Raw genomic sequence first — 25,873 nt, forward strand, 5'->3', positions numbered from 1 at the left:
TCCGCGCACCGGCGGCACTGCGCGCGCTCGCGGAGCGATGTCGAAAAAGCATGCAATCGTCTTGTTGCGCGGCCCGAACTGGTAAGATTGCAGATGCGTGAAGAACGCGCCGCGCCATGCGGCCACCAGACCCACTATGCGATGAACCACCTGATCCACGACAGCATCTTCGACAGCGCGGCGCGCACTCCCGAGGCCGAGGCCCTGGCCTATGGCGCGGCGCGCTGCACCTACCGCGAACTGGCCGGCCAGGTAGAAGCGGCGGCCGCCCTGTTCCTGGCCCAGGGACTGCAGCCGGGCGAGCGGGTCGCCGTGTACATGGAAAAGCGCATCGAGAACGTGGTGGCCATGTTCGGCGCGGCCGCCGCCGGCTGCGTGTTCGTGCCGGTCAATCCGCTGTTGAAACCCGAGCAGGTGGCCTACATCCTGGCCGACTGCAATGTGCGCCTGCTGGTGACGACGCCCGAACGCCAGGCGCAATTGGCCGCCAGCCTGGCCGGCTGCCCCGACCTGCGCGCGCTGCTGCTGACCGACGGCGCCCAGCCGGCGCCGTCCCCTTCGGGCCTGGCGCTGCTGCACTGGTCGCAGCTCGGGACGGCGGCATCGTCCGCCCCGCACCGCCGCATCGACACCGATATGGCGGCCATCCTGTACACCTCGGGCAGCACCGGCGCCCCCAAGGGCGTGGTGCTGTCGCACCGGAATATGGTGGCCGGCGCCGCCAGCGTGGCCGGCTACCTGGGCGTGGCTGCCTCCGACCGCCTGCTGGCGGTGCTGCCGCTGAGTTTTGACTATGGCCTGAGCCAGCTGACCACCGCTTTCCTGCGCGGCGCCTCTGTGGTGCTCATGAATTACCTGTTCCCGAAGGATATCGTGGCCGCCGTGCGCGCCGAGCGCATCACCGGCCTGGCCGCGGTGCCGCCGCTGTGGATCGCCCTGTCGCGCCTGGAGTGGCCGGCCGACTGCACGCTGCGCTTCATCACCAATTCCGGCGGCGCCATGCCGGTGGTGACGGTCGAGGCGCTGCGGGCGGCGCTGCCGCGCGCCGAGGTGTACCTGATGTATGGCCTCACCGAAGCCTTCCGTTCGACCTATCTGCCGCCGGCCGAGCTGGCGCGCCGCCCCGATTCGATCGGACGCGCGATCCCGAACGCCGAGGTGCTGGTGGTGCGGCCCGACGGCAGCCTGTGCGAGGCCGACGAGCCGGGCGAACTGGTGCACCGCGGCGCCCTGGTGGCGCTGGGCTACTGGAACGACCCGGCGCGCACCGCCCAGCGCTTCCGCCCGGCTCCGGGCCAGGATCCGGCCCTGCCGCTGCCCGAGCTGGCCGTGTGGTCGGGCGACACCGTGCGGCGCGACGCCGACGGCTACCTGTACTTCATCGGCCGCAGCGACGAGATGATCAAGGTGTCCGGCTACCGCATCAGCCCGACCGAGGTCGAGAGCGTGCTGCATGCCAGCGGCCTGGTGAGCGAGGTGGCGGTGTTCGGCATCGCCGACGAGACGCTCGGCCAGGCGATCGTGGCGGTGGCGGTAGCCGACCTGGACGCGGTCGATCGCGCCGCCTTGCTGGCCGAGTGCCGCCGCCGCCTGCCGGCCTATATGATCCCCGCCCACATCGTCGTGCGCGACGCGGCGCTGCCGCGCAACCCGAACGGCAAGATCGACCGCAACCTGCTGCGCACGACCTTCCAGCCCGGCCAGGGCCAGTAAAGGCCGGGCCTTACCGCATTCCAGACCATTCCCATGACCGGCACCAAGCCCCAGCACGCTCCCCAGATCCATTTTCCGACCGTCGACGACGTCCTGCAAGTCGGCGACATCCCGCTCACCCGGCTGGCCGAGCGCGTCGGTCGCACGCCGTTCTTCGCGCTCGACCGCGCCGTCTGCAGCGCCAAGGTCGCGGGCCTGCGCGCGATCCTGCCGCCGCAGGTGGCGCTGCACTATTCGATCAAGGCCAATCCGATGCCGGCCCTGGTGCAGCACATGGCGGGCCTGGTCGACGGCCTCGACGTCGCCTCCAGCGGAGAGTTGAAGACCGCGCTCGATACCGGCAAGGACCCGGGCCACATCAGCTTCGCCGGCCCGGCGAAGACGGATGCCGAACTGCGCCAGGCGATCGCCGCCGGCGTGTGCCTGAACATCGAGTCCGAACATGAGCTGGCGCGCGCCGCGCGCATCGGCGAAGCGCTCGGCGTCACGCCGCGCGTGGCGCTGCGCATCAACCCCGCCTTCGAACTGAAATCGTCAGGGATGAAGATGGGCGGCGGCGCCAAGCCCTTCGGCATCGACGAGGAACTGGCGAGCGCGGTGCTGCGTCAGGTGGCCGCCCTGGGCCTGGATTTCCAGGGCTTCCATATCTTCAGCGGTTCGCAGAGCCTGCGCCTGGACGCCATCGTCGAGGCGCAGTCGCGCAGCATCGAACTGGCCATGCGGCTGGCCGGCGACAGCCCGCTGGCCGTGCGCCAGCTGAACATCGGCGGCGGCCTCGGCATCCCGTATTTCCCGGGCGAGGCGCGCCTCGATCCGGCGCCGATGGGCGAGCACCTGGCCGCATGGCTGCCGCGCCTGGCCGCAGCGCTGCCGCAGGCGCGGCTGGCGCTGGAACTGGGACGCTACCTGGTGGGCGAGGCCGGCGTGTATGTGGCGCGCGTGATCGACCGCAAGGTCTCGCGCGGCGAGGTATTCCTGGTGCTGGACGGCGGCATGCATCATCACCTGGCCGCCTCAGGGAACCTGGGCCAGGTGATCCGCAAGAATTATCCGGTGGCGGTCGGCAACCGCATGAACGCCGCGGGCGACGCGCCGGACAGCGGCCCGGCCTCGGCCACCGGCCCGCTGTGCACCCCGCTCGACATCCTGGCCGACCGCATGCCGCTGGCCCACGCCCAAGTCGGCGACCTGGTGGTGGTGTTCCAGTCCGGCGCCTATGGCGCCAGCGCCAGCCCGGCGCAATTCCTGGGCCATCCGCCGGCGCTGGAAGTGCTGGTCTAGTACAGCGCCGATGCCGGTGCGCCGGCCGGCGCCTTCGTCGCAGGGGTCTTGCCCAGCCAGCGGTCGATGCGGTCCTGCAGGAACGGGATGCGCATCGGCGGGATGTCGTCCTTCTGCGGCAGGCGGATCAGCACTTTCTCGAGCGTGATCAGGATCGCCATCACATAGTAGATCAGGTCATAGTAGGCCAGGGTGAGGAAGGCGCCCGCGGTGAGGTAGCCGATGATGCTGACGTGGCACATGCGCGCCAGCGTCAGCGCCCACGCCAGGTCGTCCTTGCCGCGGCAGAAGCGGATCACGCGTGAACCGGTTCGCCAGGCGACGGCGAACATGGTCAGGAAGATTGCCAGCCCGATATAGCCCTGCTCGCCGATGATCTGGAAGTAGATGCTGTGGGCGTCGTAATAGCGCTCCGGATCCGGCGCGTACAGCATGAACATATAGGGCGAGAAGACGTTCGGTCCGCCTCCCAGCACGAATTCGTTGGCGATGTTGACCGCGAACTGCCAGGAATTGATGCGGCCCATGGCCGATGCGTCCTCGCTGTAGGTCTGGATGGTATGCATCCTTCCCATCCATTCTTCCGGCATCGACAGCACGACGACCGGCACGAGCAGCAGGAAGGCGAGGCCGGTCTTGAGCTTGTGGGTGGACTTGAGCCACAGGAAGAAGCCCATCATGAAGGCGCCCAGCAGGGCGCCGCGCGAATAGGAGCCGATCGCCCCCAGCGCAGTCAGGGCTGCCATGCCCAGCACTGCGCGCCGGGTCCATTTCGTGTGGGTCTGCGTGAGCAGGTAGACCAGCAGCGGCGTGACCGTCACCAGCGCCAGGGCCAGGGTATTGTTGTCGCTGATGAAGCTCGCCTTGGGCCCGAGCACGCCCTCGCCGCCGCCGCTGAAGATCACGAACAATCCGCTCTTGATCCCCCAGAAACCCAGCGACAGCGCCACCACCACTGCCAGCAGCTGGACGTCCTTGCGGGTGCGCACCGTCATGATGGTGACAAAGATCATCAGTATGATCTTGCTGATCCGGTCCCAGTCGCTCCATGCTGCTGCTGGCATCTGGGCAAAGATTGTCGTGATCGTGGTCCATGAAAAGAATATCAGCAGCATCAGCACCCCGGGCGACATCGGCAGCTTCTTGGGCTCCCTCGACATTACGACCGCAGCCAGTGTGATGACACACAGCAGCATGGCAAATGGGAAATTCTGGGCGAAGCCATAGGCCATGCGGTGGGGATTCATCAGGCTCACCAGGGCATAGGCAAGCGCGCCCACCACCGGGCGCTTGAAGATGAAGGGAATGATCGCCACGAAGGCGAACAGCAGTATCAGGTCACGCACGGTTCGGCAGGCTCGCGAGAGTGGCGCCATGCAGCAGGGCGCCGGAGTAGGAGGTGGTCGGGGCGGACGTGATCATGGATGGAGAGTACGGCATCGGCCCCGGACATCGGCGTTTATGCAATAAAAGCAATAACTCTATTATGCGAAAAATTTTTCCAAACGGCAGCACGATTGACGGCGGACGCATAAATTTTTGACAACCATGGTACTATAAATTCAGTTCCAGCTGGCATTGTTACTTGTGGCAACTGTCCTACGGATTTGCACTCACCTAGGGGAAACACAGCTGCTTCCTACGCTGATGTTGTACTCAGTCTTTTTCGTTCAGTTATTCCTTTTCCAAGATAAATTATGAAGATCACTATCATTGGCACCGGTTATGTCGGCCTGGTTTCGGGTGCATGTTTTGCCGATGTCGGCAACACCGTCCTTTGCCTTGACGTCAACGACGAAAAAATCGCGATGCTCAAGAACGGCGTCATTCCTATCCATGAGCCGGGCCTGGACACCATGGTCGAACGCAACGCGGCCGCCGGCCGCCTGCTGTTCTCGACCAGCTACGACGAAGCCATGGCCCACGCCGAATGCGTGTTCCTGGCGGTCGGCACCCCGCCCGACGAGGATGGTAGCGCCGACCTGACCCATATCCTGGCGGCCGCGCGTTCGATCGGCCAGCGCATCGAGCAACCGGTGGTGGTGGTCGACAAGTCGACCGTCCCGGTCGGCACCGCCGACAAGGTGCGCGCCGCGATCCAGGGCGAACTCGACAAGCGCGGCAGCAAGGTCGCGTTCTCGGTGGTCAGCAATCCCGAATTCCTGAAAGAGGGCGCCGCGATCGACGACTTCATGCGTCCCGACCGCATCGTGGTCGGCAGCGACGACACGGGCGCCACGCGCCTGATGCGCCAGCTGTACGCGCCGTTCAGCCGCAACCATGAAAAGCTGGTCGAGATGGACGTGCGCAGCGCCGAACTGACCAAGTACGCGGCCAACGCCATGCTGGCCACCCGCATCAGCTTCATGAACGAGCTGGCCAACCTGGCCGAAGTGCTCGGCGCCGACATCGAGGCGGTGCGCCACGGCATGGGCCTGGACCCGCGCATCGGCTCGCAGTTCCTGTATGCCGGCATGGGCTATGGCGGCTCCTGCTTCCCGAAGGACGTGAAAGCCCTGGTCAAGACCGGCGCCGACCACGAGCAGACCCTGCACATCCTGGAAGCGACCGAGCGCGTCAACGACAACCAGAAGAATGTGTTGTTCAAGAAGCTGTCGCGCTTCTACGGCGGCGTTGAAAACCTGAACGGCAAGACGATCGCCCTGTGGGGCCTGTCGTTCAAGCCGAACACCGATGACATGCGCGAGGCGCCGAGCCTGATCCTGCTGAAGGAACTGTTCGCCGCCGGCTGCCGCGTGCGCGCCTACGATCCGGTGGCCAGCAGCGAAGCGCTGCGCGTGCTGGAACGCGACCACGGCGCCGCCCGCGTCGAGGAGATGCTGACCATCGCCAGCTCGGCCACCGCCGCGGTCGATAATGCCGACGTGCTGGTGCTGGTGACCGAATGGAAGGAATTCCGCGCACCGGACTTCCGCCACCTGGCCCAGACCCTGCGCGGCAAGGCCATCTTCGACGGCCGCAACATCTATGACCCGGCGGAAGTCGCCGAGGCTGGCCTGGCCTACGAAGGTATCGGCCGCGTCAGCCGGAAGGCCGCCTGATGATCGGGGGCAGCCACCGCATCCTGGTCACGGGCGCCGGCGGCTTCGTCGGCAGCTTCGTGGCGGCGCGCCTGGCGGCCATGGGCCATCAGGTGGTCGGTTGCGATAATTTCAACGACTATTACGATCCGCGCCTGAAACACGACCGCGTGGCGGCCCTGCTGGCGCCCGCTGGCGTGCCCTGCCACACCGTGGAGCTGGCCGATGCGGCCCAGGTCGCGGCGCTGTTCGAACGCGAGCGGCCAACGCTGGTGGTGCACCTGGCGGCCCAGGCCGGGGTGCGCTACTCGCTCGAGAACCCGGCCGCCTATGTGCAGTCGAACCTGGTTGCCTTCGGCAACATCCTCGAAGCCTGCCGCCACGGCAAGATCGAACACCTGCTGTACGCCAGCAGCAGCAGCGTCTACGGGGCCAACGCCAAGGTGCCGTTCAGCGAGGACGACCAGGTCGATGCTCCGGTCTCGCTGTACGCCGCCACCAAGAAGTCGAACGAGCTGATGGCGCATTCGTACAGCCACCTGTTCAAGCTGCCGGCCACCGGCCTGCGCTTCTTCACGGTCTACGGACCCTGGGGCCGTCCCGACATGGCTTATTTCAGCTTCGCTGAGAAAATGGCGCGTGGCGCCACGATTCCGGTGTTCGCCGAAGGCCTGCTCACGCGCGACTTCACCTATATCGACGACATCGTCGAAGGCGTGGTGCGGCTGCTGTTCAAGCCGACGCCGGCTACGGAAACGCGCGCGGCGCACACCGTGTTCAATATCGGCAACCACAACCCTGTGCGGGTGCTGGACTTCATCCAGACGCTGGAAGACGTGACGGGCATCGAAGCGCGCAAGGAGTTCCTGCCGATGCAGCCGGGCGACGTACCGGCCACGCATGCCTCGATCGACAAGCTCAAGGCGTGGGTAGACTTTGCGCCCGTTACCCCGCTCGCTACCGGCCTTGCGAACTTCTGGGCCTGGTACCGTGACTGGGCGCCTGGACGCAAGTAAGGCGGGAATGCGCATGAACGACCAGCCGCAAATCCTGTTGTTCCAGACCACCGACCCGGCTGCGGTGAAGAAGCGCCTGCTGCGCTTTCGGAAGGCCTTCCTGAAGCTGGGACCGCACTGCCGGTTCGCCGCGATCTCGTACGCGCCCTCTGCACGGACCGAGGTGCGCCGCGTGGTGCTGGACGGAATCGAGATCGAGCACCACATCTACGGACCGGACGCGATGGACACCCTCGGCTATCCGGCCAAGGGCGCGGCGCGTCCATTCAGGCTCATTCCCGGCAACTGCGACCTGCCGCCGCTGCTGTTCCGGCGCGGGCAGCCGCAGTACGGGCAGTACTGGGTGGTCGAGGACGACGTCGAGTATTCGGGCGACATCCACACGCTGTTCGCCGGGCTCGCCGATCGAGAGGGAGACTTGCTGGCAGCCCACCTGGCGCGCGGCTTCGACGGCTGGACCTATTCCTCGATGCTGCGCGCACCGGGCACGGACATCACCCCGGCCAGCAGCTGGCTGGTCTTCCTGACCTTCTATCGCATCAGCGGGGCCGCGCTCGACCTGATCGACCGCTACTACCTCGAGGGCTGGAACGCGCACAGCGAGAACGCCTGGGCCACCATCCTCAAGCATGCTGGAATGAGCGTGGTCGACTTCGGCGGCGCCGGCGAATTCGTGGCCGAGGAGGACCGCGACAAGCGCTACCAGGGCGTGGCCAACGATGGTTTCGAAAAACGCGGCAGCTTCGGGACCATGAACATCCGCCTGCGCGCCGGACCCGAGAAGGACTTGCTCTGGCATCCGATCAAGCCGCCCCGGGCCTGGTTGCGCCAGACCCGCAAGCACTATCTCTCGATCGCCAAATGGTATCTGGGCCGGATCACGCGGACCTTGCGCCCGGGCCGGGCGCAGACCTGAGCGGACCGACCGGGGGCTTCGACAGCCCCCGTTTTCTTGTCAGGCGTCGGCGCTGACCCGCAGGAAGGTCTCGAACATCAGCACCGACCACAGCGGGGTGCTGTAGTCCTTGCTGCCGGCGATGTGCTGTTCGACCATCTCGCGCAGGAAGCGCTCGTTGAACATGCCGGTGTCGAGCAGCAGCGGGGACAGCGCCGCCGCGCGCAGCTTGTCGCGCAGCGGGCCGCGCAGCCAGGCCGCGAGCGGAATAGAGAATCCCTTCTTGGCGCGGTACAGCACGTCGTGCGAGAGGAAGGGCTCGAGCGACTTCTTGAAGATGTACTTGCCTTCGCCGCCGCCCAGCTTGATGTCGGGCGGCAGGATCGAGGCCCATTCGACGAAGGTATGGTCCAGGAGCGGCACCCGCACCTCGAGCGAGTGCGCCATGCTGGCGCGGTCGACCTTGGTCAGGATGTCGCCCGGCAGCCAGGTCTTGAAGTCGAGGTACTGGATCAGCGACAGCGGATCGTCGGTCGGCGACTTCGCCGCGTGCTCGTGGAACACCTGGATCGCCTCGTAGCCCTGCAGCTCGCGCTTGAACGCATCCGAGAACAGCTGGGCGCGGATCCGGTCCGGCATCTTCGACACGCCATGGAAGTAGCCCTCGACCGTGTCGCGCGCCAGCGCCTCGAAGGTGGTCTTGGCGCGGAACATGCGCGGCGCCCAGTCGGCCTTCGGATACAGCCGGCCCAGCGTGCCGAACACGGGTTTGCGCAGGCCGGCGGGCACCTTGTCGCGCACGCGCTGCTCGGCCATCGCGAAGCGGTAGCGGCGGTAGCCGGCGAAGCTCTCGTCGCCGCCGTCGCCCGACAGCGACACCGTGACGTGCTTGCGCGCCAGCTGGCATACGCGGTAGGTCGGGATCGCCGAACTGTCGGCGAAGGGTTCGTCGTACAGGCGGCCCAGGGTGTCGATCAGGCCGTAGTCGTCCTTGTCCACGATCTGGGCGTGGTGGGTGGTGCGGTAGCGCGTGGCGACTTCGTTGGCGTACTTCGATTCGTCGTACTCGGGGTCGTCGAAGCCGATCGAGCAGGTGACGACCGAATCGGGATTCTGCTGCGCCATCATCGCCACCACCGCGCTCGAATCGACGCCGCCCGACAGGAAGGCGCCCAGCGGCACGTCGGCCACCATCTGGCTCTGCACGCATTCCTGCAGGCGCGCCGTCAGTTCCTGCTCGATTTCCTGCATCGGACGCTGCGGAGCGCGCTGGAACGGGATGTCCCAGTACTGCTCGGGTTTCACCCCGGTGTCGCCCGCTTTCAGGGTAATGCGGTGGCCCGGCGCCAATTTGAAGGCGCCGTGGAAGATGGTGTGCGGTTCCGGCACGTAGCCGAAGGCAAAGTAATCCTCGACCGCGCGCGGGTTGAGCTTGCGCGACAGTTCGGGGTGGGTCATGATCGATTTCAGCTCGGAGCCGAACACGAACAGGCCGTTCGGCAGCAGCGCGTAGAACATCGGCTTGACGCCCAGGTGGTCGCGCGCCAGGAACAGCGTCTGCTTTTTCCGGTCCCAGATGGCGAAGGCGAACATGCCGCGCAGGCGCTGCAGGCAGTCCTGGCCCCAGGCCTGGTAGGCGTGCAGCAGCACCTCGGTGTCCGACTTCGTGCGGAAGGCGAAACCGAGCGCGACCAGCTCGTCGCGCAGTTCGCGGTAGTTATAGATCTCGCCGTTGAACACCATCACCACGTCGCCCGCGGCGTTGCGGATCGGCTGCTGGCCGCTGGCCAGGTCGATCACCGATAGCCGGCGGTGGCCCATGCCGAGCGCCGTTTCCAGATACAGCTCGCCTTCGTCCGGGCCGCGGTGGTGCTGGCTCTCGTTCATGCGGCCCAGCGCCCCGCGGTCGATCTCGCGTGTTCCCTGGGTATCAAAAATGCCGACGATTCCGCACATGCTCGTTCACTTCCTGCGTTGTTTAGGTATTCAAGGGTTGATGCAGCCGGGCCGGCGCCTTGCGCGCGACCAGGCCGTCGTACAGCGCCATATAGGCGCGCAGCATGGCGTCCATGCTGTATTTTTCTTCGATGCGCGCGCGCGCGGCTGCGCCGTGGCGCGCCATCATGTCAGGGTCCTGCACGTAGCGCGCCAGCGCGTCGGCCAACGCATTTACTTCGACCGGCACCAGCAGGCCATGCACGCCATCGGTGATCACTTCCGGGATGCCGCCGACGTTCGAGCACACCGACGGCAGGCCGCACGCCATCGCCTCCAGCAGAGAGACCGGCGTGCCCTCGGCCAGCGAGGGCAGGGCGAACAGGTCGAAGCCGTGCAGCAGATCGGCCACGTCGGCGCGCGCGCCGGGCAGCCAGACCGCGTCCTGCAGGCCGGCTTCTGCCACCTGTTCGCGGATCGCGCCCAGCAGCGGGCCGTCGCCGATGATGGACAGGCGCAGGCGTGCGCGCAGGGCGGGCAGGCGTTCGCGCAGCAGGGCGAAGGCGGCCACAAGGCTGCGGTGGTTCTTGACGTCCTGCACCCGCGCCACGGCGCCGATCACGATATCGTCCGGCCCCCAGGGCGCGGCGGTGGCCACGTCCGCGCGCGGCGCGAAGCGTACGGTGTCGACGCCGTTCTTGATCAAGTGGTTCTTTGCGGCCGGAATCCGGACCACGTCGGCCAGCCAGCGCTGCAGGTCATCGGATACCGGGATATAGCGGTCGATGAACGGCGCCAGGCGGCGGCGCAGGAAGTTGTGCTTCGGGTTCAAGCCCTGCGGGTCGGATGCATCGCGGCCATGCTCGGCATGGATCCGCACCGGCACCCCGGCCAGGGCGGCGGTGAAGCAGAATTCCATCGCCGCCAGGTTGTAGGTGTGCAGGATGGCCGGGCGCAGGCGCCGCATCAGTTTCCAGAAATCGACGTGCACTTGCGCGCCGTTCCCGGGCGGCTTGTTCAGGGCGAACAGCTCGACCCCGGGCTGGGTGATGCGCTGGGCGAACTCCGAATAACGCGTCAGGCACACCACCGCATGCCGGTATTTCTCGGGCGGCAGGCGGTTGATGCAGTCGACCAGCAGCGTCTCCAGCCCGCCCACGTCGAGCGAGTAGACCAGGTGCACGACCAGGGGCCGCTGGGCATTGAGGACAGACAGCTCGCTATGCATGATCGTGCGCGTCAATGGGTGCGCGCATGGTCCAGCGCGCGCTCGACCGCCTGGCCCTGGCCCGCCAGGAAGGCGCGCAGGGCGGCGCGCGCGGCTTCCGGATTATCGCGCACCGGCGCCGACAGCAGCACCACGGCGCCGTCGTCGCCGCGGAAGCGCAGCTTGGCCTGGGCCTGCAGCAGCTTGCCGACATAGTTATTGGCCGTCAGGTGGCCGTCGATCGACATCCACTGCCACACCAGGATCTGGCCGGTCGGGCCGTTCAGGCGCGTCTCGCGCAGGGTCAGCGGCTGGCCGCCCAGGGTCTCGCTGCGCAGCGCGCCGCCGACCGCATGCCAGGCATCGTCCGAGGTGGCCAGGGTGTTGACGGAGCTGATCAGGGCCTTGCCGTTGCGCTGGTTGCGGTAGTACATGATGTCGAGCGCGACCGGCGGCATGCTTTCGCTGTTGCGGAAGGTGGCGCGGTAGGTCGCGTCCGGATTCACCCAGCGCGGCGTCCAGCTGGCGAATGGCGCCACCTGCGGCCAGCTCACCGCCACGCTCGAGAGCTGGACCGGCTGCGGATTGAGGTTGGCGGCGTCGTTGTAGCGCGCGAAGCCCGGCCACAGGGCGGTGAGCGCCACCACGGCGGCGCACATCGCCGCCATGCGGGCCATCGAGGCCGGCGCCGGGTTGCCCGGCACGGTAGCGGCGACCGTCGTAGCCGCATCAGTGACCGGCAGCTCGTCGTCGTCGCGCCAGAAGCTGCCGACCCAGAACATCAGCAGCATCACCAGGCCGAAGAACACCCAGCCATAGATCAGGTGGTCGACGCCGGTGGCCAGTTCCATGCCCGACAGGTGGCCGATCATCACGATCATGTAGGCGCGCAGGCCGTTGGCGACGATCGGCACCACGATCGACACCGCCACGAACAGCAGGCGCTTTTTGGTGGAGCGGTAGGTCAGGTAGGCGTACAGGCAGCCCAGGGTGACCGAGGAAATCAGGTAGCGCACGCCGCTGCAGGCTTCGACCACCGACCAGGAACCGGTCGGCAGCTCGAAGCGGGTACCGTTGCGCAGCACCGGGATGCCGGTGGCCTGCACTGCCCACACGGTAAAGTCGGCGGTGAGGTTGATCAGCGGGCCGACGAAGACTTCGCCGAACGGCACGGCCAGCAGCAGGAACAGCAGCGGAAAGGCGAGCGCCCCCGCCAGGCGCGGGCCCAGCATGGCCAGCGCGATCACCGGGAACATCGAGACGAAGGCGTACTGCATCACCACCTGCACCTCGCCCATGCGCGCCAGCAGCCAGCCGGCGCCCAGCACCGCCAGCAGCAGCAGGGCCGGGGCCCAGGGCCGCGCCGGCACCGCATTGAACACCGCGCGCCTGCGCCAGATCAGCCACAGGCTGATCGGCAGGATGGCGTAGCCGTGGGCGAAGGTCTCGGAACTGTTCCAGATCGTCACCAGCGACTGGGCGGTGCCGAGGTAGAGGAAGAAGGGGGCCAGCAGGGCGAGCGCGATCAGCATCGCGCTCGAGGGCGCCAGCGGCGTCGTGGCGGCGCCCGGTGCGGAGGCAGCCAGGTCCTTGGGTGGGTTCACGAGCATTCCAGTCGCTCCTCGATGCAGGCCAGGTTGCTCGGCCAGCTGTAATGATGTTCGACCCGCGCCCGTGCGGCGCGGCCCATGTCCTGGTTGTCGCGGGCCAGGAGCCCATTGAGCGTGTCGATCCAGGCCGGGGCGCCGTCGGCCACCGCCAGCTCCTGGTCCGGCACCGCGTCGATGCCTTCCAGCGCCTGTGGCGAGACCACGGTCGGCGTGCCCATGGCCATCGCCTCGAGCACCTTGTTCTGGATGCCGCGCGCGATGCGCAGCGGCGCCACCGCCAGCGTGGCGTGGCGGATGTAGGGACGCACGTCGGGCACGGTGCCGGTCACGGTCACGCCGGGCAGCTGGCCCAGGGCCTGGACCTGCGGATTCGGGCGCGAGCCGACGATATAGAAGCGCAGCGCCGGGTCGTGCGCGGCGAGGGCCGGGAACACGTCGTCGCAGAACCACTGCACGGCGTCAACGTTGGGCCAGTAGTCCATGGCGCCGGTAAACACCAGCGCCCGCTCATTCGGCGCGAACGGGCTGGCCAGCTCGTGCCCGGGCGAGAAGTAATCGGTGTCGACCCCGTTGCTGAAGTGGCCGATGCGCGCCACGCTCTCGGGCGCCAGCTGGCGGAACAGGTCGGCCTCGGGCTTGGAGACGAACAGCGAAGCGTCGTACTGGCTGGCCACCTGGCGCTCGTAGCGCAGCAGCTGGCGCGCCTCGTGGCGGTACAGCCAGCTCATGGGCCACGACTTCTTGTCGGCGTACTGGCGCCACTTGTCCGAATCGACGTCGCAGAAGTCGATCACGCGGCGCGCGTCGCGATGGTGGTCGACGTATTGCGCCATCGGCGACGAGAACACCATCACGCGCTTGATGCCGTGCGCGGCCACCGTCTGCTCGACCCAGCGCGCCATGCCCGCATCCTGGTAGTAGTCCAGCGACAGCGAGCGGTTCTTGACCAGCGCGCCCAGGCTGCGCACGCGCGCCAGCAGGGGATTCAGGGCCGCGAAATGGCTGCTGGCGCACATCGCCTCGACCTTGGGCACGTGCTGCCAGTCGTCGGCGTCGTCCACGAAGGTGGCCAGATGCACCCGGTAGTCGCGCGCCAGGTGCTTGAGCAGGTTGTACGAGCGGATCTTGTCGCCCTTGTTGGGCGGGTAGGGGATGCGGTGGATCAGGAGCAGCAGGTCTTGCACGGCATTACCCCAGGTTGCGCACGATGTAGGGACCGAGGAAGTTCGCCACCGGCATGGGCAGCTTCTTCCACATCTTGATGAACAGCTGGTACTTCGGGTTCAGCGGATTGTTGTCCGGCAGCGCGGTCGATGCGTACAGCTTGTATTCGTAGGGCAGCGGCTGGGCTTCGAAGCCCCAGTTCTTCTTGAAATCGTAGGCGCCGGTGCCCAGCTTGCTGCGGCCGAAGTCGAAGATGCGGCAACCGCGCGCGGCGGCGGCCTGCATCAGGTTCCAGTACATGAAGTCATTGCCGGCCACGCTGCGCGCCAGGTCGGTGCCGCCGCCGTAGTAGGGCACCACCTCGTCGCGCCAGTAGAACGACAGCACCGAGCCGACCAGGCGGTCGTCTTCGGTGAGAATGGTGCGCACCTCGCACTCGTCGCCGAAGGTCGTCTGCAGCAGGGCGAAGTATTTTTTCGGGAACACCGGGGTGCCCAGGCGCAGCACGCTGGTGGCATAGGCCTCGAACATGCGGTCGACATTGTCCTCGACCACGCCTTTCAGGTTGAGCTTGATCCCCTTGCGCACCATGGCGCGCTGCTTGCGCGGGATGGCGTTCATATTGGCCTCGTCGTCGCCCGTGATCTCCTTGCGGAAGGTGACGTAGAGTTCCTTGGTATGCCAGGAGGCGTCGCCCGGATGGGCGCGGTGCATGCCGCGGTATTCCAGGTGGCCCACGCCCAGCTTCTTCGCCAGCAGGTCGGCCGCTTCGTCGAGGAGCAGGCGTGCGCCGTCGTTCAGCGCCGCCACGCCGCCGTAGACGCAGAACGGCATCGCGCCCAGCGAATGGCCGAACAGGCGGCTCTTGATCTCGGCCAGCGGCAGCACGCCCTGGATCTGGCCGTCCTGTTCCACGAAGTAGAACCAGGTCTTGATGCCGAACGACTGCTCGATGACTTTCTGCCAGCCAGACAGGTGAAAGAAGGTGGCGTTGGGGCAGGCGCGCACGAAAGCGTCCCAGCGCGCGCAATCCTGCGGCTGCATCAGGTGCAGGGTCTGGGCGCCGGCGGCGGTGGAAGGCATCGCGCGCTTGGCCTGCGCCGCTTCGATGATCGAGTTCATGGCTTATCCAGGAAGATGCGGTCCATGCGGTCCCACTTGAAGTCGCGCGCCAGCTGTTCCAGACGCCGCTCCATGCGGTCGATATTGACGTAGTGGCGGAAGCGCGCCTTGGCGCCCAGGCCTTCGGGACGCGGCTGGCCGGGATCGACTTCCCACGGGTGGAAGTAGAACAGGGCCGGTTCACCGTCTTCGCGGTTGACCTTTTCCATCATCCAGCGCGACAGCGCGTAGGGCAGCAGGCGGAAGTAGCCGCCGCCGCCGGCCGGCAGGTTGCGGCCCGCCATCTTGACCGTGGTGATCGGCACTTCGAGCAGCCCGTCCGGGCCGTTCGGGTAGAAGGCGAAGCGCGGCGCGTCCGGCATGCCGTAGTGGTCGTGGGCGATCGGATAGATGCTCGAGCTGTACTTGTAGCCGGCTTCGTGCAGCGCGTCCAGCGCCCACAGGTTGGCGTGGCCGATCGAGAAGCTCGGCGCGCGGTAGCCCACCACGGCCTGGCCGCCGATGTCTTCCAGCAGCGCCTTGGAGGAGCGGATGTCGTTGTCGAATTCGGTGCGGCTCTGGTCCGAGGCGCGCAGGTGGCCATAGCCGTGGCTGGCCAGTTCGTGGCCGGCATCGACGATCCGGCGCACCATGGCGGGATAGCGCTCGGCGATCCAGCCCAGGGTGAAGAAGGTCGCGCGCACGCCATGGCGCTCGTACAGCGCCAGGATGCGTTCCATATTGGCTTCGACCCGGCATTCGCGGGTCGGCCAGCTGGCGCGGTCGATGTAGGGGGCGAAGGCCGAGACCTGGAAGTAATCCTCGACGTCGCAGGTCATCGCATTGCGGATCTTCTCGCCCGGCGCGGGACGCGGGCGGGCGGCGGGAGCGGTCATTTTCATGCCAAGTCCATTCCTGAAAGGGGTCTATTTCCGGGTTATTCCTGGTCCAGCTGGCGCTGCGAGCCGGGCGGGGTGGCGGCGATCTTCTTGAGGATCGACAGCACCGAGACGATCGATTTTTCGAGGCGCATCATGCGTTCGTCGAGCTGCTCGACGCTGGCGCTGCGCCGTTCGCCGTGCTGCAGGTCGTGCTGGCCTGAGGCAGCGCGCATGGACGCCGGATCCGGCTCGCCCAGTCCATCCGGGGCCTGGAACTCGTCCGAGATGTCGCGCACCACTTCCTCGATGTGGGAGCCGGTGAAGCCGTGCAGCTCTTCCAGGTAGCCCATCAGGAGCACGCGGTCCATCAGCGTATTGGTCTTGCGCGGAATGCCGCCGCTGTAGGCGTAGATCACCGCGTGCGCACTGTCGTCGAAGGCGGGATCGCCCTTCCAGCCGACCGTGGCCAGGCGATGCTCGACGTAGGCGCGGGTTTCCGGCGCATCCATCGGACCCAGGTGGTAGCTGGCGATCACGCGCTGGCGCAGCTGCTGCATGGTGGGGCTGTGCAGCGTGGCGCGGAATTCAGGCTGTCCGAGCAGGAAGGTTTGCAGCAGCGAGCGGTCGTCGGTCTGGAAATTGGACAGCATGCGCAATTCCTCGACCGTGCGCGCGTTCAGGTTCTGGGCCTCGTCGATCACGAGCAGGGCGCGCTTGCCCTGGCGGTCGACCGAGCGCAAAAATTGTTCCAGGCGATTGAGCAGCTCGGCCTTGCTGGCGCCCTCGTAGGGCAGGCCGAAGGCGGAAACCACCATGCGCAGCGTGTCTTCCGGATCGAGGCTGGTGTTGACGATGTGCGCCGCCACGATCTGGTCGAGCGGGATGTGGCCCAGCAGGTTGCGCACCAGCGTAGTCTTGCCGGCGCCCACTTCGCCCGTGATGACGATGAAGCCCTCTCCCTGCGACAGGCCGTATTCGAGGTAGGCCATGGCGCGCTTGTGGCCCTTGGAGCCGAAGAAGAAGTGCGGGTCCGGGCGGAGCTGGAAGGGCTTGGCCGACAGGCCATAATAGGATTCGTACATCGTGGTTCCGTTCTGGTTCCGTTGCGCTTAAAACATCATCATCAGGCTGGCAGATACCGAATTCTCGGTATAGGTGCCGGCGCTGGTCCGGTTGCCGAGATCGCCGCTACGGCGGCGCACGTCGACCGATGCCCGGGCATCGCCGAAGCGGCGCGTCAGGCCCACGCGCATCGTGCGCTGGTAGTTGCGGTAATCGGTGTTGCGCGATTCGCTTTCGTCGAGATCGTAGCCGGCGACCAGATTGGACTGGGAGTTGAGCCGGTAGGTGTAATACGCGGTAAGCCCATGCTGGCGCACGTTGTCGCTGAAGCGGCCCTGCTGGCTGCCCAGCAAGGGGCTGTCGCTCTGCTGGTCGGAGATCGCGTTGCGGTCGCTGACGTGGGCCGAGAGCGAGGCGCTGCTGCGTCCCTTGCGGTACACCATCGATGCGCGCAGCATCTTCTGGCGCATGAAGCGGTTGCTCAGGTAATTGACGCTTTCCGACAGCGACGGCGGCAGGCCGGTCTGCTGCAGATAGGCCTGCACGACCCGCGCGCGCTCGATCGGATCGGGGTAGGCGGTCGCGAACATGCGGTCGAGCAGGCCGGCGGTGTCGATGGTCGACGGCAGCAGGAATTGCTGGCGCGAGGTGGTGATCGTGTCGGCGTAGGTGAGGTTCCAGCTGGTGCGGCGGGTGCGGTGCGTGGCCAGCAGGCTGCCGGTATTGCCATAGAAGTGGCGTCCGGCCGTGGCCTGCAGGCTGGTGCGCGCCGAAGGCGTCCAGCGAAAACCCAGCGACCAGTTGGCGCCCTGCTCGCCGCCGCCCAGGCCTTCGAACTCATAGCGATCGTAGCCCGCGTTGGCCAGCAGCGCCAGGCGGCCGCTGACCATGTAGCTCAGGTTGGCGGCCAGGGTCTCGCTGGAAGAGTCGCCATAGCGGTCGCCGCTCAGCTCCTGCTTGTTGTAGTTGATGCCCCAGCCGACGGTGCGGAACGACGCACCGCTGGCCAGCGTGGCTTGCAGCGTGTCGCCGCCGGTGCGCCGGAATCCGACGTTCTCGCCGCCGCCCACCGAGTCGCGCGTGTAGCGCAGCTGGCCGGAAGCGGTGTTGCCGAAGCGGTGCACCAGATATGGGCTGATGCTCCAGGTTTCGATGTCGGTACGGTTGTTACGCGAATACGCATCGTTGTTGATCCGGGGGCCGAAGGCGGAGATGTTCTGCTGGCCGCGGGAGGCGCTCGCGTCGATGAAGAATAGGTCCCGGGCCAACTCGCCGCGCAGGTTGCCGCGGTAGCTGCGCTGGATGGTGGCCGGACTGCGGAAGGCGCCGTCCTCGTCGGTGCCGGGGCTGCCGTCGAGGCCACGTTCATTGCTATCGTGCAGGTAGTGGAAGGCGTGCAGCTGGGCTGCCGCGTTCACGGTCAGGCGCCGGCTGCGCTGGCTGACCTCGAAGCCTGGCGACACTTGGGTGATCAGGTCGCTGTGCGCGAGTGAATCATCGGTCAGGTTGACGTTGTCGGTCCAGATCTCGCTGAGCGTCAGGGTCGGCGTCACGCGCCAGTCGGCATGCGCGGGAACGGAGGCCAGCAGCAGCGCGGCCGCCAACGGCGCCAGGCGCAAGGTCCCGCGCCCGGCGCCGATGCTGGCGGCGGAAAGCTTAGCCGTAGTGATAGTCATACGTTTCTTCGATGCCGGGGATGTCCCTGGTCTTGTTATAGATGAGATTGACGTTGCTCATGCCTTCCAGCTGGTGCAGCGACTCCTTGACCGCATGCTGGGTCGTGGTCTGGGCTTCCACCACCACCACGATCTGGCCCATGTGGCTGGCCAGCACGCGCGCTTCGCTGGTCAGCATCAGCGGCGGCGAATCGAAGATGATGATGCGGTCGGGGTAGCGGTTCGCCAGCTCGTTCAGCATGGCCGTCATCGTCGAGCTGGCCAGCAGTTCGGTGGCGCGCGGCGTGGCGGTGCCGGCCGGCAGGATGGCCAGCGTATCGACGTTGGTGCGCAGCATGACGTCCGCCAGGTCGAGTTCCTTGTCCACCAGGATGTCCATCAGGCCGCGCTGGGTTGGCAGGCCAAGGGTGCGCAGCACCGATGGGCGCGCCACGTCGGCGTCGACGAGCAGCACGGTATGGTCGAGCTCCATGGCGATGCTCATCGCCAGGTTGATCGCACAATAGGTCTTGCCTTCGCCCGGCAGCGAGCTGGTCACCATGATCAGGTTGGCAGGATTGTCTTTCGGGCCGCGCTCGGCGAAGGCGCGCTTGAGCAGCGGGCGCTTGATGATGCGGAATTCTTCCAGCAGGTTGGTGCGTCCGCCGGCGGCGGTAACCATGCCCAGTTCGCGCATCCGGTTCAGGTCGAGTTCGACGCGCCGCGTGCGGGCAGGCGCTGCGCCAGGGGCGGCGCCCGGCAGCGCTTGCGCAGCCTCCGCCACAGGCACTTCCACCAGGACGGCGGCGGGAGCGGCATCCGCACCGGCCTCGGCCGGCGAATGGTTGACGGCGGGGGCGGCGTTCTGGCGCTGCTTGTCGATGCGGCTGGCCGCTTTTTCGATAATACTCACATTGACTCCTTATAGGCCAGCCGGCCTTACATCGTAGGGCGGATCAGGATGGCGGCAATGCCGGCGGCATAGGCGCAAAACAGCACGAGCACCGAGGCGGCAAGCATGATCAGGCGGCGCTTGCGCAGCACCGTCTGTTCGGACGTCCAGTTCATGCTCACCGAACCAAGGATCGGCAGGCCGGTGGTCTCGCGCAGCGTGGCCGGGCTCAGGAAGGTCGGCCGCAGCTGGCTCAGCAGCAGGGCGCTGGCCAGGCCGGCGCCAAGGGCGCCGAGGAAGACCAGCGTGAACAGCTGGAGGCGGTTGGGACCGGCAGGGATGGCGGGAGCGGTCGGTGGATCGATCACGCGGAACGTCAGCATATCGGTCACCGACGACACTTCGCCCGACAGCTTGGCCGACTCGCGCCGCTCGACCAGGCGCTGGTAGTTGGCGCGGTTGACTTCATAGTCGCGGTTGAGCTGGGCCAGCTGGGCTTCGACTTCCGGCACCTGCTCGCTCTGGCCGCGCAGGCGGGTCACCCGGGCGCTGAATTCGGCCACGCGCGCCTGCAGCGAGGCCACGCGCGCCTCGGCTTCGGACAGCTGCACGTTCAGCTGCTGCAGCATCGGACTGTAGTTGGCGCCCGGATCGCTGCTCGGCGCCGGGTTCTTGGCCAGCTCGGCGCGGCGCTCCATCAATTGCTCGAGCAGGCGGCGGTTGGCGACGATGTCGGGATGCTGTTCGGTGTACTGCGTGCGCAATCCGTCCAGGTTCTTGTTCACGCTGGCGATGCGCTCATCCAGCGCCGGGTCTTGCACGACCGGGACGCTGCGGCTGCCGCCACCGCTGTTGTCGCCCGAAATCTTGCGGCGGATCGCGTTGCGTGCCTGCTCGGCCTCGGCCAAGTCGAGCTGCGCCTGGTTCAGGGCTTCGCTGGACGACATCATGCGCGCGCCATAGTCGGCGCCTTCGCGCGGCAGCATGCCGATGTTCTTGATCTTGAATTCCTTGAGCGAATTCTCGGCCGCGGCCAGGCGCTCTTCGTAGCTGCGGATCTGCTCGTCGATGAACTGGACAGCTTTCTCGGAATCCTGCCTCTTGCCGGCGAAGCTGCCTTCGACAAAGATGGTCAGGAAGGCCTGCACCACGTCCTTTGCCTGCTGCGCGCTGGTGCCGGTATAGCTGATCGTGTAGATGTCGTCACGACCGGTGCCGACCATCTTGATCTTGGAGATCAGGTCGTCGACCACCTTGTCGAACTCCTTGCCGCTGCTGGAATTGACATCGAGGTCGAGGTCGCGCACCACCCGTTCCACGTTGGGGCGGCTGAGCAGTGTGCGACGCATGAACTGGACTTGCTGGTTCAGGTTCGGCAGGGTGGTCATGCCCGACATCAGCGGCTTGAGAATGGTCTGCGTGTCGACATAGACGCGCGCCTTTGCCTCGTACTGGTTGGGTAGCTGGTAGACCATCCCCCAGCCAACCAGTGCGACGACCCATGTGATCGCGACTGCGTGCCAGCGGTACTTGCCGATGGCTTTTAATAAGTGAAGAATCTGGGATGTAATTTCAGCCATCGTGTCGATCTCGTTGGTCAGGGCCTGGCGTGCAGGGGCAACAAAAAACAATAAGCATGATCGCTTGTACCCTAAGCAATTGCAATTGAGGGTAGGGGAATCCAGCGATTCTCGGTCACCGATGCCATCGGTTTGCAACACTACTTCATTTGGACAGAACGATGCGTAATGGTGCATCGCAACGTCGTTGTTGCATTATCGCAAACATTTAAGGAATGCGCTTGTGGTATTTCGCGTAACGATCTGATGATTCGGGATGTGCCGCCCAGTCCAGGCTGCGCACCGAGTTACCTCAAATAGTTGCTGAAATTCAAAGAAGCTTATTGTAATGTTTAAAAAAGGAAAGGGGCCGTACGATTGCCTCACACCTGTTACAACTACCTGAAGATTGTGATGTTTTAATGACGCGACGTTTGTTTGGAAGATACGTGGCCGCTGCTGCGCTGCTGTGCGTGACGGGGGGATTGGCGCGGGCGGCGACCCTGCCGCAGACGGTAGCGGCGGTAAAGCCGTCGATCGTGGGCGTCGGCACCCAGCTGCAAACGCGCAGCCCGGCGATCGTGTTCAGCGGTACGGGCTTCGTGGTCGGCGACGGCCTGAGCGTGATTACCAATGCCCACGTCGTGCCCGACAAGCTCGATGCCGCTCGCATGGAGCAGCTTGGCGTGGTCTTGCCGGATGGCGCCGGCGTGCGTTTCCGTCCGGCGCAGCTGGTCGCCCTGGACCGGGAACATGACCTGGCGCACCTGCGCCTGGAAGGCGCGCCGCTCCCGGCCCTGCGCCTGGGGAATGCGGACGCGGCCGAGGGCCAGGCCCTGGCCTTCACCGGCTTCCCGCTCGGCATGGTGCTGGGCCTGCACCCGGCCACCCATCGCGCGCTGCTGGCGGCGGTCACCCCGGTGATGCAGCCTTCGCTCAACGCGCGCCGGCTCGACGCGCGCGCGGCGGCCCGGCTGCAGCGCAGCCCGTTCAGTATCTACCAGCTCGACGGCACAGCCTATCCTGGCAACAGCGGCTCGCCACTGTACGATCCGGAGACCGGCATCGTGCTGGGCGTGATCAATATGGTATTCGTGAAAGGCTTGAAGGAGTCCGCAATCTCGGCCCCAAGCGGGATCACGTATGCCATCCCGGTGCGGCACGTGCAGGAACTGCTGGATCGTTAGCGCCATCCGATGGCGATGTACCTACTTGCGGCAAGATAAAAGATTTCAATTGTGCACGGCTTGCCGGCGCGGCCGTCTGCGCTACAATAGCGCGGGCCATGATGGCGAAATAACAATTTTTGATTCACGCCAAACACTAGTCCATGGGACAGGTAAGGCGCGAGGGGATGAACGCGATGATGACGAAAACCATGAAGAATCTGTTGGCAGCCGGCGCCGCCGCTTGCATGCTGCTGCTGGGCGGCTGTTCCACCCCGGTGCCTCCGAGTACCGCCGCGCTGGCGCCGGTCAACCCGGACTACCTGATCGGGCCTGGCGATGCCGTCAACATCATTGTCTGGCGCAATCCGGAAGTGTCGATGTCAGTGCCGGTCCGTCCGGACGGCAAGATCACGACCCCGCTGGTCGAAGACCTGCCAGCCGCCGGCAAGACCTCGACCCAGCTGGCACGCGACATCGAACAGGCCCTCGCCCAGTTCATCCAGCAGCCGGTCGTCACCGTGGTCGTGACCAATTTTGTCGGCAACTTCAACGAGCAGATCCGCGTGATCGGCCAGGCCGCCCGTCCGCAGGCATTGCCGTATCGCCGCGAAATGTCGCTGATGGATGTGTTGATCGCGGTCGGTGGTGTGACTGAATTCGCCTCGGGCAACAAGGCCAGCATCGTTCGCAACGTCGACGGCAAGCAGGAAAAAATCAATGTACGCCTTGACGACCTGATCAATGATGGCGATATCTCGGCGAACATCATGATGCGTCCTGGCGATATTCTGGTGATCCCGGAAAGCTTCTTCTAAGTCCTACCTGCAAGACCGGCTTCGCAGCCGGTCTCTCCGCCGGCAATCGCCGGCGCGGCCCAGGGCCGCTCCCTTCCTGTTTTACGGTGTCTGGCTGCCATGCGGCCGTGATCCATCCTCGCATTTTCTTATCCGTGCGCGTCGCAGAGCCTGCGTAAACTGCTATCGTCGCGATATGGCGGCTGCGTTATGAATGTCAAAACGGCAAATACTTGTTGTTAATACAGTTGATAAATTGTAATTTTCGATGCTATGATGATCAGGAATGCCGCCGGTGCATGACGCGCCGGTCTTGCCTGGAGAATGACCATGATCGAGACATTAGGGCCGACCTATCTCGCCACGCCGAGCGGCGATGACGGGAGCGCCTCCGACGAACCGAGCATCATCGACGTCGCCATCAATGAGCGCGTGTTCGGCATTCGCGCAGCCGACATCGATTCCCAGCGTAACTCCGCCAGTATGCTCATCAGTAAGATGTATTCCTGGCGCGGCTATAGCGGCAACCACCAGGTGCATAGCGATCCCAACCGGATCACGCTGACGGCATCCGACCACGGCCAGGTATTCGGCACGCTGAGCCTCGGCCTGGATTCCGAAATCGGCTTGCTGGCCGACCAGGTGTTCAAGGACTGTATCGACGTACGGCGCGAGCAAGGACGGGTATGCGAGATCACCAAGCTGGCGGTCGACCCGGCGGTCAAGTCCAAGGCGGTGCTGGCTTCGCTGTTCCACGTGGCCCTGATCTATGCGCGCGACCTGAACGCCTGCCGCGACATCTTCATCGAAGTCAATCCGCGCCATCGCCGCTTTTATGAAGCGATGCTCGGCTTCCAGACCGTGTGCGAATCGCGCCCCAATCCACGGGTGCAGGCGCCGGCGGTCCTGCTGCGCGTCGACACCGCCTTCGGCACCGAACAGGTGGCCAAGTGGGGCGGCATGCAGGACAAGGCGGTGGGCGAGCGCTCGCTGTTCCCCTGGTTCTTCTCGCAACGCGAAGAGGCGGGCATCGTCAACCGCCTGCGCCAGCTGGGCTGAGCCGCATTCGATCCGCGCTTGCCTGCTGTTCATTAACGACCTATATTTTGCGCTTCACTTCAATCAACGAGGACGCTCCATGACGACCGGTAAGACCAGGGATGAAATCGCCGAAGCCTATTCATCCGAACCGTGGTGGTACGACCTGCGCGGCTTTTTCATTCTCACCTTCGCCTACAACAGCACGATCGGCACCCAGATGCGCTTCTTCGGGCCCAACTTCGGACCGGATCACCTGGAAGTGGCGTGCGGCACCGGCACCCTGCTCGAGATGGTCCTGAACTGGCGCCGCCGCCGCAAGCTCGCGCCGGTCAAGGTGACCGGCATCGACTATGCCCCGTCGATGCTGGCCGGCGCCAGGCGCCGCTTCGCCGGCAATCCGCTGGTCGAGGTGCAGCATGCCGATGCGGCCCAGCTGCCGTTCGCCGACAACCGCTTCGACACCGCCAATATCGCCAACTCGATCCACTGCTTCCCGACGGTCGACGGCGCCCTGCGCGACATCCTGCGCGTGCTCAAGCCGGGCGGGACCCTGGCCGCCAACGTGCTGCTGTATCCATCCGGCTTCGCGCCATTGCGCTGGGCGGCGCAGAAGATCAACGACTGGGGCATCCGCAAGGGCATCCTGTACAGCCCCTTCCACATCGAGGAGCTGCGCGCCAAGGTCCTGGCTGCCGGCTATGAGATCGCCAGCGAATTCACGTCCGGGAATACCTGGAATGTGGTGCTGAGGAAATCCCTGTAGGACGGGGCTGACAAAGGTATGAGAATTTCTTAAATGCAGCTGTCGGAATATTTTACAGTGTTGTAATTTCTTCTACGAAATGTTGGGTTAAGTGATTGATTTTAAAGGGGTTGACTTGGCTGGCACGATGGTTGCTTAGATAGAGGGTGTTAGTACGAACCCTACAACCAGGAGATCCAAGATGAAAGCAGTTTCGAAGTCCATTATCGCTTGTGCAATCGCTGCAACCTCGATGTTCGGCGCCGCCGCCCACGCTGATAACTTCAACCCGTTCACCGTGGAATATGACGGCCGCTCGTTCACCGCCGACAAGATCACCGGCAACTACAACGAGATCGCCACCTTCAACACCGACGGCACCTTCAACGTGTCGCTGGTGTGGAACGCCGGCCAGTTCGTCACCAACGGCGGCACCACCCCGGTCACCCGCACCGGCCTGAACAACGACTATGGCCTGTACGCCCTGTACACCGCGTCGGGTACCTTCGCTGTCGAAAACGGCACGAACGTGTTCCGCTTCAACGAAGGCAGCGGCCGCCTGGCGATGTACCTGGACGCCAACCTGGACTCGACCTTCACCATGCCTGGCAACGGCGCTAACTCGGTCACCGTGGGCGCGTCGGACGACGACCTGCTGCTGGCCGAAGGCGATCCGCTGTCGGGCTTCGGCGTGCTCGACCCAACCCTGCCGACCTGCGGTCCTAGCGGCATCAACTGCGGCAGCTTCGGCGCCAGCTCGAGCTTCGCCCTGGCCGGTTTCGGTACCCAGTTCTTCACCTCGCCAAACCCGTTCTACGACCTGTCGTTCCAGTCGGGCCAGCTGAACAACTTCGACCCTGTCGGCACCCAGGAAATCAACGGTTCGCTGGACGTGGTCTTCAGCAACGTGGCCGAAGTGCCTGAGCCAGCATCGGTCGGCCTGCTGGGCCTGGGCATGCTGGGCCTGTACGCTGCCCGTCGCCGCAACAAGAAAGCCGCCTAAGTACGCACGGGCCTGCTTCGCAGGCCCAGCGCTGCAAGGTAAAAAGCCACTGCCGGAGCGATCCGGCAGTGGCTTTTTGACGTCGGGCGTTCATGAGGCCGGCGCGGCGCCG

At 65.6% G+C, this 25,873-nt stretch carries 21 protein-coding genes; 10 read left to right on the forward strand and 11 right to left on the reverse strand.

Annotated elements, in window-relative coordinates:
• The first annotated feature begins 141 nt into the window (after positions 1-141).
• Positions 142-1,713: an acyl-CoA ligase (AMP-forming), exosortase A system-associated gene (locus tag AC3A6F_RS19685; protein WP_487684181.1), complete on the forward strand. Its 1,572-nt coding sequence runs from the start codon at positions 142-144 to the stop codon at positions 1,711-1,713.
• A gap of 33 nt (positions 1,714-1,746) precedes the next feature.
• Positions 1,747-2,994: a pyridoxal-dependent decarboxylase, exosortase A system-associated gene (locus AC3A6F_RS19690; protein WP_487683813.1), complete on the forward strand. Its 1,248-nt coding sequence runs from the start codon at positions 1,747-1,749 to the stop codon at positions 2,992-2,994.
• Here the strand turns inward: AC3A6F_RS19690 and AC3A6F_RS19695 are convergent.
• Positions 2,991-4,340, reverse strand: a complete 1,350-nt coding sequence (locus AC3A6F_RS19695; protein ID WP_487683816.1) for a putative O-glycosylation ligase, exosortase A system-associated — start codon at positions 4,338-4,340, stop codon at positions 2,991-2,993. The two genes, AC3A6F_RS19690 and AC3A6F_RS19695, sit on opposite strands and share 4 nt — an antisense overlap.
• A 351-nt stretch (positions 4,341-4,691) precedes the next feature.
• Between AC3A6F_RS19695 and AC3A6F_RS19700 the strand changes: the two genes are divergently transcribed.
• From AC3A6F_RS19700 to AC3A6F_RS19710, 3 genes are read left to right on the forward strand one after another with little or no spacing between them, the layout of a single operon-like run.
• Complete coding sequence (locus AC3A6F_RS19700) at positions 4,692-6,056, forward strand: UDP-glucose dehydrogenase family protein (RefSeq protein ID WP_487683818.1); 1,365 nt, start codon at positions 4,692-4,694, stop codon at positions 6,054-6,056.
• The gene (locus tag AC3A6F_RS19705; RefSeq protein ID WP_487683821.1) at positions 6,056-7,051 is read left to right on the forward strand and encodes an NAD-dependent epimerase/dehydratase family protein; all 996 of its coding nucleotides are present in this window, start codon (positions 6,056-6,058) and stop codon (positions 7,049-7,051) included. The genes AC3A6F_RS19700 and AC3A6F_RS19705 overlap by 1 nt, the downstream gene beginning before the upstream one ends.
• A 13-nt stretch (positions 7,052-7,064) precedes the next feature.
• Complete coding sequence (locus AC3A6F_RS19710; RefSeq protein WP_487683824.1) at positions 7,065-7,967, forward strand: hypothetical protein; 903 nt, start codon at positions 7,065-7,067, stop codon at positions 7,965-7,967.
• A 39-nt stretch (positions 7,968-8,006) separates the two neighbouring features.
• Here the strand turns inward: AC3A6F_RS19710 and AC3A6F_RS19715 are convergent, their stop codons facing one another.
• The 10 genes from AC3A6F_RS19715 to AC3A6F_RS19760 are packed head-to-tail and all read right to left on the reverse strand — an operon-like array spanning position 8,007 to position 21,033.
• Complete coding sequence (locus AC3A6F_RS19715) at positions 8,007-9,902, reverse strand: XrtA/PEP-CTERM system amidotransferase (protein WP_487683827.1); 1,896 nt, start codon at positions 9,900-9,902, stop codon at positions 8,007-8,009.
• Positions 9,903-9,924: 22 nt separating this feature from the next.
• Positions 9,925-11,109 (reverse strand): TIGR03088 family PEP-CTERM/XrtA system glycosyltransferase, encoded by a 1,185-nt coding sequence (locus AC3A6F_RS19720; RefSeq protein WP_487683830.1) that lies wholly within the window; start codon positions 11,107-11,109, stop codon positions 9,925-9,927.
• Between the two features lie 11 nt (positions 11,110-11,120).
• Complete coding sequence (gene xrtA, locus AC3A6F_RS19725) at positions 11,121-12,698, reverse strand: exosortase A (protein WP_487683833.1); 1,578 nt, start codon at positions 12,696-12,698, stop codon at positions 11,121-11,123.
• Complete coding sequence (locus AC3A6F_RS19730) at positions 12,689-13,882, reverse strand: TIGR03087 family PEP-CTERM/XrtA system glycosyltransferase (RefSeq protein ID WP_487683836.1); 1,194 nt, start codon at positions 13,880-13,882, stop codon at positions 12,689-12,691. Before AC3A6F_RS19730 ends, xrtA begins: the two co-directional genes overlap by 10 nt.
• Positions 13,883-13,886: 4 nt before the next feature.
• Positions 13,887-14,984 carry a FemAB family XrtA/PEP-CTERM system-associated protein gene (locus AC3A6F_RS19735; protein ID WP_487683839.1) on the reverse strand — a complete coding sequence of 366 codons (1,098 nt, stop codon included), beginning with the start codon at positions 14,982-14,984 and terminating at the stop codon, positions 13,887-13,889.
• Positions 14,981-15,865 carry an XrtA system polysaccharide deacetylase gene (locus AC3A6F_RS19740; RefSeq protein WP_487683841.1) on the reverse strand — a complete coding sequence of 295 codons (885 nt, stop codon included), beginning with the start codon at positions 15,863-15,865 and terminating at the stop codon, positions 14,981-14,983. Before AC3A6F_RS19740 ends, AC3A6F_RS19735 begins: the two co-directional genes overlap by 4 nt.
• A gap of 35 nt (positions 15,866-15,900) precedes the next feature.
• Positions 15,901-16,926, reverse strand: a complete 1,026-nt coding sequence (locus tag AC3A6F_RS19745) for an XrtA/PEP-CTERM system-associated ATPase (RefSeq protein WP_487683844.1) — start codon at positions 16,924-16,926, stop codon at positions 15,901-15,903.
• A gap of 27 nt (positions 16,927-16,953) precedes the next feature.
• A complete protein-coding gene (locus AC3A6F_RS19750; RefSeq protein WP_487683847.1) occupies positions 16,954-18,582 on the reverse strand; it encodes a TIGR03016 family PEP-CTERM system-associated outer membrane protein in 1,629 nt (542 codons plus the stop codon).
• Complete coding sequence (locus AC3A6F_RS19755) at positions 18,563-19,474, reverse strand: XrtA-associated tyrosine autokinase (RefSeq protein WP_487683849.1); 912 nt, start codon at positions 19,472-19,474, stop codon at positions 18,563-18,565. Before AC3A6F_RS19755 ends, AC3A6F_RS19750 begins: the two co-directional genes overlap by 20 nt.
• 26 nt (positions 19,475-19,500) lie before the next feature.
• The gene (locus tag AC3A6F_RS19760) at positions 19,501-21,033 is read right to left on the reverse strand and encodes an XrtA system polysaccharide chain length determinant (RefSeq protein ID WP_487683852.1); all 1,533 of its coding nucleotides are present in this window, start codon (positions 21,031-21,033) and stop codon (positions 19,501-19,503) included.
• Between the two features lie 401 nt (positions 21,034-21,434).
• Here AC3A6F_RS19760 and AC3A6F_RS19765 point away from each other — a divergent pair, with 401 nt between their 5' ends.
• The 5 genes from AC3A6F_RS19765 (at position 21,435) to pepA (ending at position 25,761) form a co-directional block, all read left to right on the forward strand.
• On the forward strand, positions 21,435-22,199 hold the full coding sequence (locus AC3A6F_RS19765; protein WP_487683855.1) for a S1 family peptidase: 765 nt from the start codon (positions 21,435-21,437) through the stop codon (positions 22,197-22,199).
• Positions 22,200-22,390: 191 nt separating this feature from the next.
• Positions 22,391-22,996: an XrtA/PEP-CTERM system exopolysaccharide export protein gene (locus tag AC3A6F_RS19770; protein WP_487683858.1), complete on the forward strand. Its 606-nt coding sequence runs from the start codon at positions 22,391-22,393 to the stop codon at positions 22,994-22,996.
• A gap of 309 nt (positions 22,997-23,305) precedes the next feature.
• Entirely contained in the window at positions 23,306-24,034 is a 729-nt protein-coding gene (locus tag AC3A6F_RS19775; RefSeq protein WP_487683861.1) for a GNAT family N-acetyltransferase, read from the forward strand.
• 79 nt (positions 24,035-24,113) lie between these two features.
• Positions 24,114-24,779: a class I SAM-dependent methyltransferase gene (locus tag AC3A6F_RS19780; protein WP_487683864.1), complete on the forward strand. Its 666-nt coding sequence runs from the start codon at positions 24,114-24,116 to the stop codon at positions 24,777-24,779.
• A gap of 181 nt (positions 24,780-24,960) precedes the next feature.
• Positions 24,961-25,761: a flocculation-associated PEP-CTERM protein PepA gene (gene pepA, locus AC3A6F_RS19785; protein ID WP_487683867.1), complete on the forward strand. Its 801-nt coding sequence runs from the start codon at positions 24,961-24,963 to the stop codon at positions 25,759-25,761.
• Positions 25,762-25,873: the final 112 nt, after the last annotated feature.

It is taken from the genome of Massilia sp. Soil_C_3, from assembly GCF_057657035.1.

What these genes read in the sequence shown, in the direction of transcription:
- AC3A6F_RS19720 (WP_487683830.1), bottom strand. Translation starts at nt 11,109, where the DNA reads ATGCATAGCGAGCTGTCTGTCCTCAATGCCCAGCGGCCCCTGGTCGTG.
- AC3A6F_RS19760 (WP_487683852.1), bottom strand. Translation starts at nt 21,033, where the DNA reads ATGGCTGAAATTACATCCCAGATTCTTCACTTATTAAAAGCCATCGGC.
- AC3A6F_RS19710 (WP_487683824.1), top strand. Translation starts at nt 7,065, where the DNA reads ATGAACGACCAGCCGCAAATCCTGTTGTTCCAGACCACCGACCCGGCT.
- AC3A6F_RS19705 (WP_487683821.1), top strand. Translation starts at nt 6,056, where the DNA reads ATGATCGGGGGCAGCCACCGCATCCTGGTCACGGGCGCCGGCGGCTTC.
- AC3A6F_RS19685 (WP_487684181.1), top strand. Translation starts at nt 142, where the DNA reads ATGAACCACCTGATCCACGACAGCATCTTCGACAGCGCGGCGCGCACT.
- xrtA (WP_487683833.1), bottom strand. Translation starts at nt 12,698, where the DNA reads ATGCTCGTGAACCCACCCAAGGACCTGGCTGCCTCCGCACCGGGCGCC.
- AC3A6F_RS19740 (WP_487683841.1), bottom strand. Translation starts at nt 15,865, where the DNA reads ATGAAAATGACCGCTCCCGCCGCCCGCCCGCGTCCCGCGCCGGGCGAG.
- AC3A6F_RS19750 (WP_487683847.1), bottom strand. Translation starts at nt 18,582, where the DNA reads ATGACTATCACTACGGCTAAGCTTTCCGCCGCCAGCATCGGCGCCGGG.
- AC3A6F_RS19745 (WP_487683844.1), bottom strand. Translation starts at nt 16,926, where the DNA reads ATGTACGAATCCTATTATGGCCTGTCGGCCAAGCCCTTCCAGCTCCGC.
- AC3A6F_RS19775 (WP_487683861.1), top strand. Translation starts at nt 23,306, where the DNA reads ATGATCGAGACATTAGGGCCGACCTATCTCGCCACGCCGAGCGGCGAT.
- AC3A6F_RS19780 (WP_487683864.1), top strand. Translation starts at nt 24,114, where the DNA reads ATGACGACCGGTAAGACCAGGGATGAAATCGCCGAAGCCTATTCATCC.
- AC3A6F_RS19715 (WP_487683827.1), bottom strand. Translation starts at nt 9,902, where the DNA reads ATGTGCGGAATCGTCGGCATTTTTGATACCCAGGGAACACGCGAGATC.
- AC3A6F_RS19700 (WP_487683818.1), top strand. Translation starts at nt 4,692, where the DNA reads ATGAAGATCACTATCATTGGCACCGGTTATGTCGGCCTGGTTTCGGGT.
- AC3A6F_RS19690 (WP_487683813.1), top strand. Translation starts at nt 1,747, where the DNA reads ATGACCGGCACCAAGCCCCAGCACGCTCCCCAGATCCATTTTCCGACC.
- pepA (WP_487683867.1), top strand. Translation starts at nt 24,961, where the DNA reads ATGAAAGCAGTTTCGAAGTCCATTATCGCTTGTGCAATCGCTGCAACC.
- AC3A6F_RS19770 (WP_487683858.1), top strand. Translation starts at nt 22,391, where the DNA reads ATGAAGAATCTGTTGGCAGCCGGCGCCGCCGCTTGCATGCTGCTGCTG.
- AC3A6F_RS19765 (WP_487683855.1), top strand. Translation starts at nt 21,435, where the DNA reads ATGACGCGACGTTTGTTTGGAAGATACGTGGCCGCTGCTGCGCTGCTG.
- AC3A6F_RS19735 (WP_487683839.1), bottom strand. Translation starts at nt 14,984, where the DNA reads ATGAACTCGATCATCGAAGCGGCGCAGGCCAAGCGCGCGATGCCTTCC.